Genomic DNA, 15719 nt, shown 5'->3' with positions numbered 1-15719 from the left:
TACCCCGGCACGGGGCAGCTGACCGCCGGATATCGGCCCCTGACCTCGACAGCGGCCGCGATGGGTGCGGCGCCTTAGCCGGCCCCACTCGATGTGAGCGCTCACATCGATATCATTGTCCAACCCTGGAACACTCCCGTCAATCCGTTCGGCCCTTCGGGCCCCACCCGACAATCGGCCCTTCGGGCCCCATCCGGCAATCGGCCCTTCGGGCCGGCATCGGTCGAGCCACTCGCGAGCAGTGTGCCTGCCAGCACCACGGCGAGCCGTGACCTGGCCCCGGACTCAGCGTGGCGAGGCGCTGGAAGTCCTGATCACCAGCTCGGGCCGCAGCACGACCGGTTCGGTTGCCTGCCCGGCGAGCAGCCTGCCGAGCTGTCCGACCGCGGCCAGGCCGAGCTCAGGAAAGGGCTGGCGGACGCTCGTCAATGGCGGTAGGAACTGGTCGGCACCCTCGACGTCGTCGAAGCCGGCGATGGCGATGTCCTCGGGGACCCGCAGGCCCACCGCGTTGGCAGCCCGGATCGCTCCGAGCGCCACCATGTCGTTGGCCGCGAAGACGGCGTCGAAGCGGGTGCCCGAGGCGAGCAGTGATTGGGTGGCTCGATAGCCTTCGACGGCCCGCCAGCCCGCTGCGCGCACGATGTGGTCGAGGCCCGCGTCGCTGAGTTCGTCGCGCCAGCCCTGCTCACGGCGGGCCGCGTCGAACCAGTCGATGGGTCCGGCGAGGTGCGCGATGTGTCGGCGGCCCGAGTCGAGGAGATGGCGTGTGGCTGCCCGCGCCGCGCCGTACTGGTCGATGACCACCTGGGCCGTGTCCGCGTGTTGACCGTCGGCGCACACCAGGCAGACCGGAAGCTGACCGGAGAGCATACGGGCGGCACCCAGGGTGGGCCGGTCGTGGGCGATGACGATGGCCCCTTCGACGCCGAGATCGAGGAACTGCCGGACGGTCGTCCCCAGGTCGGCGGCGTCGGTGAGCACGCCGGCCACGGTGAGATAGCCCATCGCGCGCGCCCCCCTTTCGATCGCCACCAGGGACTGGGTCGGCCCGAACCAGGGGCCCATGTCGCTCAGCACACCGATCACTCGCGCGTGGCGTCCGGCAAGGGCTCTCGCCGCCAGATTCCGCCGATAGTGCAACTCGGCGATCGCGCTCTCAACTCGCTTGCGGGTGGCCGGGGCGACGCTGCCGGGATCGTTGAGAACCCTGGACACGGTCTGGTGGGAAACTCCAGCCCGCGCTGCCACATCGGCCATCGAGGGCCGATGCACGGCGTCCTTCATGGCAGCCCCGCTCAGGAGATGGCAGCTGCCGGGATACCGAGTTCGCGGCGCAGCCGCTCGACATGGCCGGTGGCGCGCACATTGTAGTGCGCCTCCCGCACGGTGCCTCGGCCGCGCTCGTCGACGTCGATGATGAAGGTCGAGCGAATGAGCCCGGCGATCTCCTTGCCGTAGAGCACCTTCGTCCCCCAGACTCCGTAGGCATCGATGGTCGTGCGCTGGGGATCGGCCAGCAGGGTGATCCTCAACTTCTTCTTCGAGATGAACGTCCGCAGAGCCTCGGTCGTGTCCGGCGAGATGCCAATGATCTCGAATCCGGCCTTCTCGAAATCGTCGAGCGAGGCCGAGAAGTCGATGGCTTGAACAGTGCAACCGGGCGTCATCGCGGCAGGATAGAAGTAGACGATGACAGTCTGGCAAGGGTAATCGGCCAGTCGGGTGATCTTGCCCTCGGCATCCGGCAAGGCGAATTCGGGGGCGGTACTGCCGTCGGACAACTGGTTCATGACCACACACTAGGCCAATGCCCGGCTGGCCTGCGGCGATGTCCCCCTACGATGAGCAGGCCCGGGCCGGGAGTCTCGGTCGTCCCAGGGGGTTCGGGGGGAATAGGCTGGGTCCACCGATCAGACGTCATCGTGACGCGGTTATCCGCAGGTGACGACCCTCAGCAACGGGAGGACCTTGTGGCCAAGAACGACTCAGACATCGATCGTCTCCGCGCGCGGATCGCATCGAATCGAGACAAGCTCAGTGCCAACGTCGAGGGCCTGGTCTCCGAGGTTCATCCCACTGCCCTGAAGAGGCACGCGGTGGCAGCCGTCAAGCAGCGGATCGAGGACGGCAAGGAGAAGGTGAAGGCCACCGTCGTCGACGAGGGCGGTCCGCGCTGGGACCGGATCGGCACGGGTGTGCTCGCCGCGGTCGGAGTGGTGCTCGTCGTCGTGTCGATCCGCGGTATCGGGCGCGCGGTGGGATCCAGGGTCGCCCGTGGCTGAGCTGCCGGACTCGGGTCCTGCGGCCAACCCTCCGGTCACGGAGCCGGCACCTCCCATCCGGATGCTTCACGAGCGGGTGCTCGTGGCAATGGACGATGACAGGGGAGATCGCCGCAGCGAAGGCGGCATCCTCATTCCCGCCACGGTGCAGATTGCCCATCGGCTGGCATGGGGACGCGTCGTGGCGGTCGGACCCAGCGTCCGCTCGGTCCATGCCGGTGAACGTGTGCTGTTCGATCCAGCGGATCGTGCGGAGGTCGAGGTGCGCTCGAAGGTCTATGTGCTGCTGCGCGAGCGCGATCTGCACGGTGTCGCGGACGAGCAGGTGGGCGAGGGCTCGGCCGGGCTGTACCTGTGAGGCGAGCGGAAGCCTGGATTTGGTCTGGTCGGTGAGCGGGTCTATAGTTCTTTGACGCACGCGCTGCTAGCTCAACTGGCAGAGCAGCTGACTCTTAATCAGCGGGTTCAGGGTTCGAGTCCCTGGCGGCGCACTGCGAAGGATTTGGGGGGCACTCACTGAGTGCCCCCCAAATCGCGTTCAGGTGTATCGCGTTTCGGCGAATTGCGTTCGTATCCAGGAACCCTTGACGGCTCTGCGCACGACGATGTTATCGTAACCACCGGTGTGCACGGACGCGCACCGTCGAGGCCACACCATGTCGGTGGGTCGTGCGAGCGGGGGATGACGATGGCGTATCTCAGAGGTATCCGGCCGAATCCAGGCGGCGCAACCGGAGTGCGTGCCGGCTCACGGGCGCAGCGGCTGCGCCGGGTGATCTCGGGCATCGCCGTAGGGGCCATGATGCTCGGCTCAACCTCATTCGTGGCAGCACGTCCCGCGGTCGCCGAGGACAACGGCGCGATTCACAGCTATGCGCCAAGCGGGGTTGGCCCCGATGTGATCTCTGGGGCGATATCGCAGAGTCCGGATGTGGCCTCGGCCAAGTACACGGTCTCCGCCAACGGAACGCCCGTTACTGCGGTTCAGTACACGAAGGGCGGCCACAACGCCGATATTGCCCGATTCTCGTCCACATCGCGCACTCCAGTCATCACCGTGACGCTGCCCACTGTCGCAGTGGACACCGTCAGTGTCTATCCGACTCGCTATTACCCCGCGAGCGCGATCTCGGTGAGTGCCGACAGACACACCATCACGTTCCAGATGTCGGCGGTTGCGAATCTGAACTACGCCCTGGTCTCGGTCAATGGAGGTGTGACCGACATATCCGCCCGGCCCTATCTGGCGATCATCAACGATCCTGCAGAGGATCCGGCGACCAAACTCGACACGACATCCGCCCCCGACGGCTCAGGGGTCAACACCGCCACCGGCGTACTCAATTTCCAAGAATTCGCCAAGGAATACCTCGCGAAGCACCCGAACTCGACGGCACAACTCGCCGTGGCGTCGCAGAAGAGCTCGGTGGCAGGTCAGACAGTGGCAGGAAGCCCGATCCCGGCCAACCAGCAGACGGCAGCCGGAAAGATCGTCGCCGCCGGTACCTCGAATGTCCACTATCCGGATGAGCGCCAGATGGCGAGCAATGACGTGAGCTATGCGCTCAGCGCAGCACTCAAGGCCATCGCTGACAATCCCGGGACACTCAATACGCTCTACTTCCCAGCCGGCAGCTATGTGTGGTCGGGTCTGGAGATCACCGGGTTCGACGGGAGCAAGCTCAAGGGTGGAAAGCTCAAGATCTACACCGACGAGGGCGCTCTTCTGCAAAACCGGGTGCAGGCCAATACGGAGGCCATGGAACCAGCCATCGGCATCTGGGGATCCAGCAATATCGAGATCGACGGCCGGGGGATGTTCGACGGGAACGGTGTCGCGAACTACACCAACAAGGCCGGCGGGGACCTCCATGACGCCTACTCCAGCCAGCATCAGGGGGGCGTGATGATCGTGCACTCGCACGACATCGCCTTCAACGACACCTATGTGCGCGATGTCAAGCAGTGGAACTGGGAAACGCATACTGCCAAGAACGTCACGTTCAACAACATCAAGGGCCTGACACCTTATGCCCAGCCGTGGGTGGATGGCACGGACTTCGCCAGTGGCCAGAACATCACCGCGAATGGCGTGTTCACGATGGGCAATGACGATGCCTTCGCCTCGGGGCACTACAACCCCAGCAATGGCTTCACACCGTCCAACTCCGATACCATGCGACACTTCCAGCTCGGCACCGGAAGCGCCGATGTGCAAGGTTATGTCAATGCGGTGGCTGCCTATGAGGCGGTCTCGAAGCGGGTGGGCTACAACTCCAACGAGTGGGACAATGCCGACTCCGCCGATATCTCGGTCAGCAATCAGCTCAGCTGGTCGGCCGGTGCGGGCAATGGCATCCGGCTCGGCTACCAGTCCCTGGGCTACCAGCTCAAGAACTACTCATTCGACAACTTCAACCCGACCGGGATGACCGTCAAAGGTATCGATGTGATGGGCAGCTCCAACATCTATCCCCGCATCCAGTCGATCAGCGTCAAGAACAGCTCCATCGATTCGGCGGGCATCGCCACCGGGCTGGATGTGACAGGCGGGGACGGCACCCCCCAGACGATCACGGCCGCCCAGCAGAGGGACGAGGGATACGCTCCGAACCCGAACGGCTCCGGGGCCGACTACACGATCACCAAGACACCGATTCCCGACGTCCGGCTCGACGGGCTCGGGTTCACCACACCGGTGGCCAACAAGGTGAGCAATGTCGGCCATCTGGTGCTCAACAACTTCTCCAACGGGCCCAGCATCGTCGCCTACACGAACCAGGCCAATCTCACGACCTCGGGCGTGTCCGAGATGGCGTTCACCTATACCGATCCCCAGGGCGCCAGCCATGACGTGATCTCCAATGCGCTTCCTGTCTTCACCTCGCCCCAGTTCAGCACTGCCCGCATACAGAGCGGCAACCTCTTGCGGTTCACGGTGGCAGCGACCGACCCGGACCATGGCGATGACGTCGTGCTCAGCGCAACCGGCGTCCCGCAGGGCGCTTCGTTCGATCCGGCCACCGGCGTGTTCAGCTGGAAGCCCTCGATCACCGATGTGGGAACCAACCCGACCGTGACCTTCGCGGCGAGGGACAAGGGGGCCCAGGCCGGTGCCTATGGTCCGGTGACCACTGCTGTGAAGATCACGGTGGACTCCTCGGAGTCCACCTCGGAATCCGTGCCGGTCACCGCAGACACCTGGGTCGGCGCATGGTCGGGTGACCAATCGGTGAACAATTCCTCCGATCTCACCCTCATCGTCCGCAACACCGGTCACGGGCTCCTGGGTGAGCAATACACCACCGGAAACGGCGACGGGAAAATCAGCTATGTGCAGGTCGATCTGAGCAAGCTCACGGCCGGTGAAGTCCCGAAGCAGGCGACACTGGAGCTCACCTATGTCGGCCACCGGAGCTCGTCGGTTCCCGCGGATACGACGGATCGGCTCCTCGTGACCCCGGTGAGCGACACGGTCTGCACAAACGGGGCCACCAGCTGCCCGGTCTCCGCGATGACCTGGAAGTCGATGCCGAAATTCACCGCCACCCAGGACAACACCGCCTCGTCCGAGTCGTTCACGCTCGGCTCGACCGTGGTTCCCGAAGGTGGCGGAAATCACCAGAACGATCCGATCGACGGGCGCCGTATCGGCGTCGACGTGACCAAGTTCGTCGCGCAAGCACTCGGCGCCGGGCAGACGTCCATTCTGTTCGCGATCGGCGACACTTCGAGCACCAATGAGCTGCGGTTCGTCAGCACGCGAGGAGCCGCCACCGGCGGACTCAGCCATGCGAGCGCCGACATGGCCCCAGCCCTTGTGCTGACCGTGCCGACTCCCGTGTCGATCCATGGCCCGTCCACCCAGACGATCCGGGAGGATGACAGCGCACGTTCCGAGCCGTTCACCCTGACCGGGGTCAGCCCGCTGGCGATCAGCCTGTCCGGGGACACGGCGGATGGCAAGATCGGCTGGGACGATGCCACCAACTCCCTGACGTTCGTGTCCGGAATCCCCGCGGGGGATCACCACGTGAGCCTCACGGTGAAAGATGCCGGGGGGAGCACCGCCAGCGCCGAGTTCGTGCTCACCGTGACGGCCGAGAAGGTCGTCTCGATCCAGGTGACCAAGCCGCCGGCCAAGGCCCAGTATGAGCAGGGCGGCTCCTTCGACCCCTCGGGGCTGGAGGTCACCGCGACTCTCCAGGACGGCACGACGCGCATACTGTCGCCCGATGAGTACATCCTGACGGCTCCCGATCTCACGAAGGCCGGCACCGCGACCGGGTCGGTGGCGCTGGCAGCCGATCGGTCGATCACCGCCTCGTTCCAGGTGACTGTCAGCGCGATGGCTTCCTCCCAGAGCCCCTCGGCTCCTGCGAGCACAGCGCCCTCGTCACCTGTCCCGGGCACGGTCTCCCCGACGGCCGGTCAGCCGACCGCTGCCGGGCCGAGTTCTGCTGGCGCTGGCTCCACGGATCGCGCCTCATCGGCCACCTCCGAACCCCCCACCTCCGAACCGTCCGCGTCGCAGACCCCGCAGGCCCGAGGCGGCTTGCTCCCCGATACCGGTGCCAGTGGCGCGGCGGTGCTGGCCGGGCTGCTGCTCATCCTGGCGGGCGGCGTGTTTGGCCTGGCCAGGCTCCGGCGGCACCGCGCCTGAGCGGGTGAAAGGGGGGGGTGTCCTGGGCCCATGTGCCCGGGACACCCCCATGTGGTGGCAGCCGCGGTGGCGGAACTGTGGTGGCAGAACCATCGCCCCAGAACCATCGCCCCAGAACCATCGCCCCAGAACCATGGCGGCAGAGGCGCAGTAGTGGCCGGGGCAGTAGTCGTGCCATCGAACAGGGCCCGCGCCATGCCGAACCGGGCCATGTCGTCGGCTCGGGCCTGCGCCATGCCGTGGGTCCCAGCCGGTTCAGCGTCGGGCACCCAGCCAGCGGGTGTCCTCCGCGAGGTTCTTCGAATGGCGAGCCACGGTGATCCGCTGCTCACGCAGCACACGCAGTTCCTCGTTGAGCTGCTCGTCTGGGAGCTCTCCGAGGGTCCTCCCGAGCGCCTTCTCGAGGAGCCAGTCGGCCAGCGCGGGATTGCGGACCAGATTCGGGCCGTGCGGATAGGTGCACACCACCTGGCCCTGCACCGCGCCTTCCGTGCCGTCGCCGCAGTTGCCCACTCCAAGCTCGATGCGCGCCAGCGGCCTCGCGGCTGGCCCCAGCGTCGTATACCCGCCGTGGTTCTCGAACCCGCTGAGCACCACCTCGAGGCCGTCGGGACGTGTCCAGTGCGAGAGCACCTCGCCGACCGCGCGAACCGGACCACGCCTGGTGGTGGCGTCAACGAGCCCGAGGCCTTCGATCACCTCGTCATGGTCGCCGACGGTGAAGGTGTTCCCGGCGATCTGGTAGCCGGCGCACACGGCAAACAGCACGGCGCCGTCCTCGAGGGCATGGAAGATCCCTCCATCGGCGCGCATCGCGTTCACGGCCGCCACCTGCGCCAGATCCTCCCCGCCTCCCAGCAGGTAGACCGCGCCGTCGGTCGGCACGGGCGAGCCCGGCTCCACCATGACCAGCTCCGCGTCGATCCCGCGGCGCCTCAGGCGCTGGGTCAGCACCATCGCGTTGCCCCGGTCGCCGTAGATGCCCAGCAGGCTCTGGTACACGACAACGATCCTGACCGGATTGTGGCTCACCATGTGACTCCGCCCATCTTGCAAAGAGTGAGGAAGGCCGTATACGTGGCCAAGACATCGACCGTGCCGTCGTAGTGGGCGTGCATCGCCTCGCCGAGGGAGGGCACCAGGCTGTGCCCGACACCGGCGTACGACAGCCTCACCGCCAGGTCCTGGGCGCGCGGTCCGGTGCAGACGACATGGCGCCCAGCGAGCTGCTCGTAGTCCACATCCCACAGCCAGCTCACGTCGGTGCCGTCGGCAATTGCCGAGTCGATGGCGAGGATCACGGGGTCCGATTGCATCACCAGGAGCGACTCGGACCAGCCCGCGGGATTCTTGGCGAGCAGCAGCCGGGCACTCGTCTCGCCGAAGTGGCCGATCGAGAAACGCCCCGCTGGTGCCGTGACACCGGCCATGGCCTGCAATGCCGTGGTGGGCTGCACGCCCATGACCACGGCGGCAGCCAGCGCGCATGCCGCATTGCCCCGGTTGAAACGGCCGGGCACTGCCAACTGCAGGGGCCAGTGGGCCCCCTCCGGGCCCCGGAGACCCTCGGCGTCGACCGCGTAGTCGGGCGCATGCTGGGCCAGACCGCACCCAGGGCACGACCAGCCCTCCGAGAGCTCGTAGCGCAGCACGGCGCCGCACTCCGGGCACAATGCCGCGTCCTGGGTCCACCCGACGCCCATGTCCACCCAGATGGTGGTGTGCGCCGCCTCGGCGGCCCAGCTCACCAGCGGGTCGTGCAGGTTCGCGACAACGACCGGGCCCTGTTCCCCGAGCGCCTGCAGGGCGTCGCGCCACTTCTTGCCCAGCGACTTGATCTCGTGGTGCCGATCCAGTTGATCGCGACTGAAGTTCAGCATGACAAGCACCTCGGGGTGCCCCAACCGGACCAGATCGGGCACCACCTGCTCGTCGGTCTCCAGGACCGCGATGGGGGCGTGAATGCGCTGCGAGAGCGCCGAGGCGATTCCCTCGCGCAGATTCGCCCCGTCGGCATTGGTCACGACGTCGTGCGGGTCAGCCACCGATGACCGCAGCGCCGCAGTGAGCAGGTGTGTGGTGGTCGTCTTCCCATTCGTCCCGGAGACAGCGGCTATCCGCCGGCCGGCGATGAGCTCGGCGAATGCCCGAGGATACAGCGTCGTGATCACCTGTCCGCGGATCGACGCGCCGCTTCCGCGGCCGCTGGCCCTGGAGGCCCATGCCGCCAGGTTCCCAGCGCCGATCGCCGCGCCCCGCCAGGCCCGACGGGGCAGATCGGGACCGATGGGGCGTCCGCGCTGGACCTGCGCGGCTGGAATCGAAGCCATGGCCCCCATTGTGGCAGCACGCCGGTCTGCCTCCTGCGGGCTCGCCGGACTGGGACACCCAGGCTGGGACGCACAGTGGAGGCACACGCTGCCACGACACACGCTGTCGAGAGACAAGCTGTCGAGAGACACGCTGTCGAAAGACAGTGGTGGCGGTGACGGGCGGCCACATCGTCGGCATGACAGTCTTGGGTTGTGTGCCTGGAGATGGCCGAATATGGGTGGGGGAGCTTGCCGTGAGTGACATGAATCGACTGACAGCGTGGCCGGGGCGCACTGCCGGGGAGATGGCCGGGTCCACCGAGGCCGTTCAGCTGGCGCTCATCGACCGGTCCTCGACGCTCACCTTGACCATCAACGGACGCACTTCGGTGCAGGGCACCGAGACGACGGCGCAGGCCATCAGGCAGGCCATCGCCCAAGTCAGCGCCGCGGCCCGCGCGGACGGCAGGCAGTACCATCTGCTGGTGGTGAGCCCTCAGGGTCAGCAGCATTATCGGATCGACGGAAGTGATCGTGACATGGAACTCGGGCCCGCAATGGACGCCTCGCAGCCCCGCCGTTCGAGGGCGGCTCAGCTCTCCGACGAGCCCAGCACCGAGGAGGACGCCGAGCCGAGACCTGCTCGCCGCTCCTTCCTCGTCCAGGATGAGGTGGACCAGCCTGCCGCCCAGGGTTGGCGGGGCAGCCTCAATCGCACCTTCGGAACCCATCTCGCGCCCGGTGCACAGGAGAGGTCCGAGCGCGAGGACGTCCAGGCGGTCAGCCAGCACTGGGACGGCCCGCGCACGGTGGCCATCGTCAATGGCAAGGGCGGTGCCGGCAAGACTCCGACGACCGTGCTGCTGTCCGCGGTGTTTGCCCGCTATGGGGGCTCGGGGGTGCTCGCCTGGGACAACAACCAGACGCGCGGCACGCTGGGCTGGCGCACCGAACAGGGCCCCCACGAATCGACCCTGCTCGACCTGTTGCCCGAGATAGACGACCTGCTCGGACCGCAGGCCCAGGCCGCCGACCTGGAGCAGTTCGTGCACCACCAGGTCCGCGACCGCTTCGATGTATTGCGCAGCAAGCCGATGGCCCTGGCGCAGGAGCAGCGCGTCGGGCCCGGAGACGTCGACGCGATCCACACCGTGGCCACCAAGTACTACCGGATGGTGTTCATCGATTCCGGCAATGACGAGTCCGATCCGATGTGGCGACGGATGATCGATCACGCCGACCAGATCGTCGTCGTCACGAGCACGCGCGACGACCACGCCGAGGCCGGTGCGCTGCTGCTCGAGGCGCTCCAGACCCGCGATGCGCACGCGGCCGAGCTGGCCAGGAACGCCGTCGCCATCGTCACGCAGGCCGACAGCAAGGCCTCGAGTGCCGACATCCGCCGTATCGTCGAGGGCTTCGAGTCGCTGGCCAGGGAGGTCGTGACGATCCCCTTCGACCAGGCGATGGTCGGCGGCGTGCTTCGCTACGATGCGCTGGCGCCGCAGACCCAGCGCGCATGGCTGGGCGCCGGGGCGGCTGTGGCGCGAGGCCTGTGAGCGACACGTCATCGCACCCGTCGCTGCACTGACCACATCGGGAGGGCGCATGACATCGAACGCAGCCGCCCGTGGCTTCGCCCAACTGACCTCGTTGCTCTTCCATCCGGCGGTCACTGTGCCGGTCGGGCTGGTCCTCATCGGCTTCATCGCGGGCGGCTGGCGATGGGCTGCCGCAAGCCTGGTCTTCGGTGCGCTGCCCCCCTGTGCGCTCGCCGTTGTCCTGCGAGTGGCCGGGATCATCGAATCCTTCAATGTGCCACATCGGGGTCAGCGGGTCGTCCTGCTGTTCGTCGTCATCGGCATGGAACTGGCAGCCGGGCTGGTCTACTGGGGGATCGGCGCGCCGCAGGGCCTCGTCGTGGCCCAGCTGTCCATGACGGCAGGACTGGGCGCCCTCATGCTCGGCACCTTCTGGACAAAGGTCTCTGCGCACGCCGGGCTGCTGGGAGTGGTGGTGGCAACACTGGTGATCGAGGGCGGTCCGTCGTTCTTGCCGCTGTTCGTGCTGGTGCCTGTCGTGGCCGTCGCGAGGGTACTCATCGACGCGCATACCCCGCGCCAGGCCATCTACGGCGCGACGGTCCCGCCCCTGGTCGCCTTGGTCACCGGATGGCTCTTGTGGCTGTGAGCCCAGCATCTGCTCACGGCTGTGGCGCGCACGTGACCTGAGCCTGCCTCGAGGAGGGCACCTGGCGCCAGCCGCTCGCATCGAGCGGGTCGATCGAGCGGGTCGATCGAGCGGGTCGATCGAGCGGGTCGTGGGTGCGCGCGGGTCGTCGGTGTGCATGGGGGAGACGCCGCTCGCTGTTCCACGGCGTCTGGCCATGACGCATGAGGGCACGGGTCATGGCCGCACCGTCTCGGCGGGTATGCGGCCCAGGCGGGCGGGATGGGATGTCGCCGGCCTGTCGCCCGGGTAGAAGATCGCGCTGCTGACCCGCACGCTCACCCGCTGGCCAGCGGTGGGGTGCCATCCGCGACAGCGAGCCCGAAGGATCAGTCCTTCCATGTCGAGGACCACCTCGCTTCCTTGGGCGGTGAGCAGAGAGGAGCGCACCACGGCATTGGTCCGCGGGCCATCGTCCACCTCGACGGCATCGGGCAGGATTGCCACGAAGCCGGTTCCCGAGCGGGGAAGCTGTGCCCATCGTGGCAGGTGCAATCCATGGGCGCCTGCGAAGCCTGCGGGGCCGAGGGTGCCCTCGACGAGGGTCGCGTCGGACAGGAACTGGGCCACGAACGGCGTCGCCGGCGAGGCGGCGAGCTGCTCGGGGCTGCCGACCTGCTCGATGCGCCCAGCGTCCATGACGGCGACCCGGTCGGCCAGGGTCAGCGCCTCCGATCGGTCATGGGTGACATGGATCACCGTCAGGCCGAGCTCACGGGTCAGCGCGTACAGCTCCCGTCGCAGCTGGTCGCGCGCCGGCTCGTCCAGAGCGGAGAGAGCCTCGTCGAGCAGTAGGACGCGCGGCCGGCAGACCAGCGCGCGGGCCAGCGCGACGCGCTGGCGCTGCCCACCTGACAGGGTCGCGGGGTCGCGTTGCGCGAAGCCTTCCAGGCCCACCAGCGCGAGTGCCTCCTCGATGCGGCGGCGGCGTTCGGCGCGCGGTAGATGGGCCGCCCGCAGCGGGTACTCGACATTGTGCCCGACGCTCCAGTGCGGCCAGACCGCATGCTGCTGGAAGACCACGCCGAGCTGGCGCTGCTCGGGCGGCACGGACACGAGACGCCTGTAAGGGGCGCAGGGGTCGATTCCGGCGACCATCCGCTCGCCCAGGCTCAGCGTGCCCCGAGTGGGATCCAGGAAACCAGCCACCGTACGGAGCAGGGTCGTCTTGCCCGAACCCGAGGGGCCAACAAGGGCGAGGAATTCTCCGTCGTCGACGTGCAGGTCGACATCTTGGAGGCCCATCGTGCCAGAGGGATAGCGCAGCGATACCCGGTGCAGGGTGACCGATGACATGCCGATGACCTTTCTCAGGAAGTACGCCGGGTGACCAGGCCAATCACGCTATGGCCAGCTCCTTCGCCAGGGCTGTGCGAGCCCGGGGGTCATTGAGCCGGACTGCGGCGTTGAGGGCAGCGGCTCCCGGAACATCGGCATGTCGTGACATGTCTTCCGTGGTTCTTCCTCAGTGGGTGGGGGCCGGCAGCGGAGTGGAGAACAGCGGGGCAGGGCTCGTGAGGTGCACATCAGTGGAGTTGAAGCCGTGGGGCAGGAGACGGATGAGGCAGAACTGCGATTCGTCGTGCCCGCTCACTGCCTCAGGGCCGGCGTTCATCACCTGGTGGTAGGCGAGCGATGAAGCGACCGAGATGGGTATGCCGCGCACCACCGCCGACATCGAGTGGTGGAAGTGCCCGGCGAGGACGAGCCGCACGTCGGAGCCACAGAGCACGTCGAGGAGGCTGTCTGCGTCGCGCAGGCCAGCGTTGGCCAAGGCGGGAAGGGGGGAACCGAGTGGTGGATGGTGCAGAGCCACAATGGTGCCGCGGGCGGCGCGGTGGGTCAGCTGGGTGCTCAGCCAGGCGAGCTGATCGGGTCCGAGAAGGCCGGCATGGGAGTCGAGCACCACAATGCGCAAGCCGTTGACGATCACCACCTGGTGGTGGGCGGCCGCGTGGCCGGGCAGTTGGTGGGCGGCCACCGGGTCGTCGTGGTTCCCGATGGCGGTGATCACCGGGGCGTCCACCGTATCGGCGAGTTCGCGCACGGCCTGTGCGACAGCGGGGTAGGCCAATTCCTCGCCGCGTTCGACGAGGTCGCCGGTGATGATGACGGCCTCGGGTGACACGCGGGCGTCCCGCAGCTGTTGGCCGGCCGCTCGCAGTCTGGCCAGGCCATCCACCGTTCCGTAGAGGAGTCTGCGATGGGTGGCGTGGATGTCGCTGAGATGTACGAGGGTCGGCTGAGCGCTCTCCAGACTCATCGGTCTCCCTGGTTCCGCTACGAGCTTGTGAGTGAGCTGAGCTGTGTTCGAGCTGACCTGCCATGGGCTCGGCAGTCCACCGGATACGTTCGCGACACGATGTGAAGTCTGGATTTCAGGAGCGTGACGAGGGGTGGAACAGTGCGTGATCACTCGGTGAAGTGGCTGTGCGGCGCGACGATGTCAGACAGCATTCGCCCCGCTCACCGGAGGCGAGCGTGCGCAGGCCGGTGCCGCGATGGTCGAGTGCGCTTGTTAGCGTCGACGGGTGGACAACTGGCGCGAGGATCGGATCGGGTCGGCCATCCGAGGGGAGAATCCGCTGGTGATGGCGCGGATGAGCACGAGCTTCGCGGTGATGGGCGACACGCAGTTCCTGCCGGGATACAGCCTCGCGCTCGTCGACCGTGCCGGGGTGGGCGTGCTCAGTGATCTGCCGCGCGCCGAGAGGCTGCGCTATGTCGACGATGTGGAGCGGCTAGCGGATGCGGTGGAGCACGCCTGCCGCGAGCACGACGAGGCTTTTCGCAGGGTGAATATAGAGATCTTGGGGAATTCCGATCCCTTCCTCCACGCCCACGTCTGGCCCCGTTATGACTGGGAGCCCGCGGAGCTGGTGCGCAAGCCGGTGTGGCTCTATCCGGCGAGCAGGTGGTCAGACCCACGTTTCGCGTTCAGCGCCGTGCACCTGGAGTTGCGCAAGCAGATCGCCCGGAATCTGGCCGCCAGCGGCTGACGGGGGTCCTCGAAGGAATCCGCGATGAATTCGTCAGCGGGTGGCGCTGACAGATGCCCGTGCCACCCGCTCGGTAACGCAGTCCCGTCGGCCGCGACGCAGCCGAGGGCTGCGGACAGTCCGGCGACGGCGGTGCCTGGTGCCCGCGAGCCGACCGGTCGGGGCCGGTGCCCCTCGTCGCGGCGTCACTGGGGGGTTCGGCGCGTCAAGTTCAGTCACAGGTTCGAGATTCGACTGTTTTATAGTTGAAGAATAAACTATGATGGTGGTCATGACCGAACTCCAGCCAGTAGTGTTCCTCAGCCATGGTGCGCCACCGCTTGCCGATGACCGTCTGTGGACTTCCGAATTGTCCCAGTGGGGCACTGATCTGCCGCGACCCAAGGCGATCCTGGTGATCTCGGCACACTGGGACGAGAAGCCGATCACGCTCGGTGCCAGTGAGCAGAGGGTTCCGCTCACCTACGATTTCTGGGGCTTTCCCCAGCACTACTACACGGTGCGCTATGACGCGCCGTTGGCGCCCGAGCTCGCAGCGCGCGTGGAGCAGTTGCTCGGTGGCCAGGTGCATCGCGATGAGCAGCGCGGTCTCGACCATGGCGCCTATGTGCCGCTCAAGGAGATGTTCCCTCAGGCCGATGTGCCCGTGCTGCAGATGTCGATGCCCGGCGTCGACCCGCGGACGCTGTTCGCCGTGGGGCGCAAGCTCGCGCCGCTGCGCCAGGAAGGCGTCCTCATTCTCGGTTCGGGCTTCACGACCCATAACCTCAAGTGGATCGACGGGCAGCAAGGCGCCGAGCAGACGCCCCGGGCAGAGTCCTCGGAGTTTGACCAGTGGGCAGACGAGGCGATGCGCCGCCACGACGTCGACACGCTGCTCGACTATGCGGCGAAGGCCCCGGCTGCCAACCAGGCACACTCCTGGCCGGATCACTGGGCGCCGCTGTTCATTACCCTCGGCGTGGCCGACGCCTCGGGCTCGCTGGACAATCGGACGGTGATCGATGGGTTCTGGTTCGGGCTGTCCAAGCGGAGCTGGCAGTTCAGCTGAGGCGGATTCCTGGTGCCGTCTGCGCCGGCATCAGACTCTGAAGCCGGGTGCCGGGTGCCGGGTGCTGGGGGCCGGAGGCCGGGGGCTAGGGCGTGTCTCCCATATGTTCGGTGAGGCGCGCGGGATGCTGGCTGGGTGAGGTCGACGGGTTCGCGGTATCGGGTGTTCACGGACAAGCAG

General features: G+C 67.1%; 13 protein-coding genes and 1 tRNA gene. 8 read left to right on the top strand and 6 right to left on the bottom strand.

Translation table 11 applies throughout. The annotated features are described in order from the left end of the window. Positions 1 to 285 precede the first annotated feature (285 nt). Together BMX93_RS02245 and BMX93_RS02240 are read right to left on the bottom strand one after the other, a co-directional pair. Positions 286 to 1287, bottom strand: a complete 1002-nt coding sequence (locus BMX93_RS02245; RefSeq protein WP_091967303.1) for a LacI family DNA-binding transcriptional regulator — start codon at positions 1285 to 1287, stop codon at positions 286 to 288. An 11-nt stretch (positions 1288 to 1298) separates the two neighbouring features. Beyond that, on the bottom strand, positions 1299 to 1793 hold the full coding sequence (locus BMX93_RS02240) for a peroxiredoxin (RefSeq protein ID WP_091967597.1): 495 nt from the start codon (positions 1791 to 1793) through the stop codon (positions 1299 to 1301). 132 nt (positions 1794 to 1925) lie between these two features. On the opposite strand from BMX93_RS02240, the gene BMX93_RS02235 reads away from it, so the two are divergent. The 4 genes from BMX93_RS02235 to BMX93_RS02220 all read left to right on the top strand — a co-directional run bounded on the left by BMX93_RS02235 (position 1926) and on the right by BMX93_RS02220 (position 6948). Beyond that, positions 1926 to 2285: a DUF3618 domain-containing protein gene (locus BMX93_RS02235; protein ID WP_218139189.1), complete on the top strand. Its 360-nt coding sequence runs from the start codon at positions 1926 to 1928 to the stop codon at positions 2283 to 2285. Beyond that, entirely contained in the window at positions 2278 to 2643 is a 366-nt protein-coding gene (locus BMX93_RS02230) for a GroES family chaperonin (RefSeq protein WP_425438731.1), read from the top strand. Before BMX93_RS02235 ends, BMX93_RS02230 begins: the two co-directional genes overlap by 8 nt. Before the next feature lie 60 nt (positions 2644 to 2703). Continuing rightward, positions 2704 to 2776: transfer RNA gene (locus BMX93_RS02225), tRNA-Lys, on the top strand. A 197-nt stretch (positions 2777 to 2973) separates the two neighbouring features. Then, positions 2974 to 6948 carry a bacterial Ig-like domain-containing protein gene (locus BMX93_RS02220; protein WP_177170024.1) on the top strand — a complete coding sequence of 1325 codons (3975 nt, stop codon included), beginning with the start codon at positions 2974 to 2976 and terminating at the stop codon, positions 6946 to 6948. 255 nt (positions 6949 to 7203) lie between these two features. On the opposite strand, the gene BMX93_RS02215 is transcribed toward BMX93_RS02220, so the two are convergent. Beyond that, positions 7204 to 7980 carry a type 1 glutamine amidotransferase gene (locus BMX93_RS02215; protein WP_177170033.1) on the bottom strand — a complete coding sequence of 259 codons (777 nt, stop codon included), beginning with the start codon at positions 7978 to 7980 and terminating at the stop codon, positions 7204 to 7206. Beyond that, on the bottom strand, positions 7977 to 9278 hold the full coding sequence (locus BMX93_RS02210; RefSeq protein WP_177170023.1) for a Mur ligase family protein: 1302 nt from the start codon (positions 9276 to 9278) through the stop codon (positions 7977 to 7979). The genes BMX93_RS02215 and BMX93_RS02210 overlap by 4 nt, the downstream gene beginning before the upstream one ends. Before the next feature lie 236 nt (positions 9279 to 9514). On the opposite strand from BMX93_RS02210, the gene BMX93_RS02205 reads away from it, so the two are divergent. Further along, positions 9515 to 10819, top strand: coding sequence for a MinD/ParA family ATP-binding protein (locus BMX93_RS02205; RefSeq protein ID WP_483878446.1), 1305 nt, complete (start codon positions 9515 to 9517; stop codon positions 10817 to 10819). A gap of 49 nt (positions 10820 to 10868) precedes the next feature. After that, positions 10869 to 11450, top strand: a complete 582-nt coding sequence (locus BMX93_RS02200) for a hypothetical protein (RefSeq protein WP_091967293.1) — start codon at positions 10869 to 10871, stop codon at positions 11448 to 11450. A gap of 216 nt (positions 11451 to 11666) precedes the next feature. Here the strand turns inward: BMX93_RS02200 and BMX93_RS02195 are convergent, their stop codons facing one another. After that, on the bottom strand, positions 11667 to 12785 hold the full coding sequence (locus tag BMX93_RS02195) for an ABC transporter ATP-binding protein (RefSeq protein WP_091967291.1): 1119 nt from the start codon (positions 12783 to 12785) through the stop codon (positions 11667 to 11669). 169 nt (positions 12786 to 12954) lie between these two features. Continuing rightward, on the bottom strand, positions 12955 to 13752 hold the full coding sequence (locus BMX93_RS02190) for a metallophosphoesterase (RefSeq protein WP_091967289.1): 798 nt from the start codon (positions 13750 to 13752) through the stop codon (positions 12955 to 12957). Between the two features lie 268 nt (positions 13753 to 14020). Here BMX93_RS02190 and BMX93_RS02185 point away from each other — a divergent pair, with 268 nt between their 5' ends. Both BMX93_RS02185 and BMX93_RS02180 read left to right on the top strand, forming a co-directional pair. Next, positions 14021 to 14488 (top strand): HIT family protein, encoded by a 468-nt coding sequence (locus tag BMX93_RS02185; protein ID WP_091967287.1) that lies wholly within the window; start codon positions 14021 to 14023, stop codon positions 14486 to 14488. Positions 14489 to 14759: 271 nt separating this feature from the next. Continuing rightward, positions 14760 to 15539 (top strand): dioxygenase family protein, encoded by a 780-nt coding sequence (locus tag BMX93_RS02180; protein ID WP_091967591.1) that lies wholly within the window; start codon positions 14760 to 14762, stop codon positions 15537 to 15539. Positions 15540 to 15719: the final 180 nt, after the last annotated feature.

Origin of the sequence: Propionibacterium cyclohexanicum, from assembly GCF_900111365.1 — a bacterium.
Lineage (GTDB): Bacteria > Actinomycetota > Actinomycetes > Propionibacteriales > Propionibacteriaceae > Propionibacterium > Propionibacterium cyclohexanicum.
Note: the sequence above shows the minus strand (reverse complement) of the source record. Positions and strands in the feature narration are given on the sequence as shown.

Coding starts and splice junctions, on each gene's coding strand:
- BMX93_RS02245 (WP_091967303.1), bottom strand. CDS start 1,287: ATGAAGGACGCCGTGCATCGGCCCTCGATGGCCGATGTGGCAGCGCGG.
- BMX93_RS02180 (WP_091967591.1), top strand. CDS start 14,760: ATGACCGAACTCCAGCCAGTAGTGTTCCTCAGCCATGGTGCGCCACCG.
- BMX93_RS02240 (WP_091967597.1), bottom strand. CDS start 1,793: ATGAACCAGTTGTCCGACGGCAGTACCGCCCCCGAATTCGCCTTGCCG.
- BMX93_RS02190 (WP_091967289.1), bottom strand. CDS start 13,752: ATGAGTCTGGAGAGCGCTCAGCCGACCCTCGTACATCTCAGCGACATC.
- BMX93_RS02210 (WP_177170023.1), bottom strand. CDS start 9,278: ATGGCTTCGATTCCAGCCGCGCAGGTCCAGCGCGGACGCCCCATCGGT.
- BMX93_RS02220 (WP_177170024.1), top strand. CDS start 2,974: ATGGCGTATCTCAGAGGTATCCGGCCGAATCCAGGCGGCGCAACCGGA.
- BMX93_RS02195 (WP_091967291.1), bottom strand. CDS start 12,785: ATGTCATCGGTCACCCTGCACCGGGTATCGCTGCGCTATCCCTCTGGC.
- BMX93_RS02200 (WP_091967293.1), top strand. CDS start 10,869: ATGACATCGAACGCAGCCGCCCGTGGCTTCGCCCAACTGACCTCGTTG.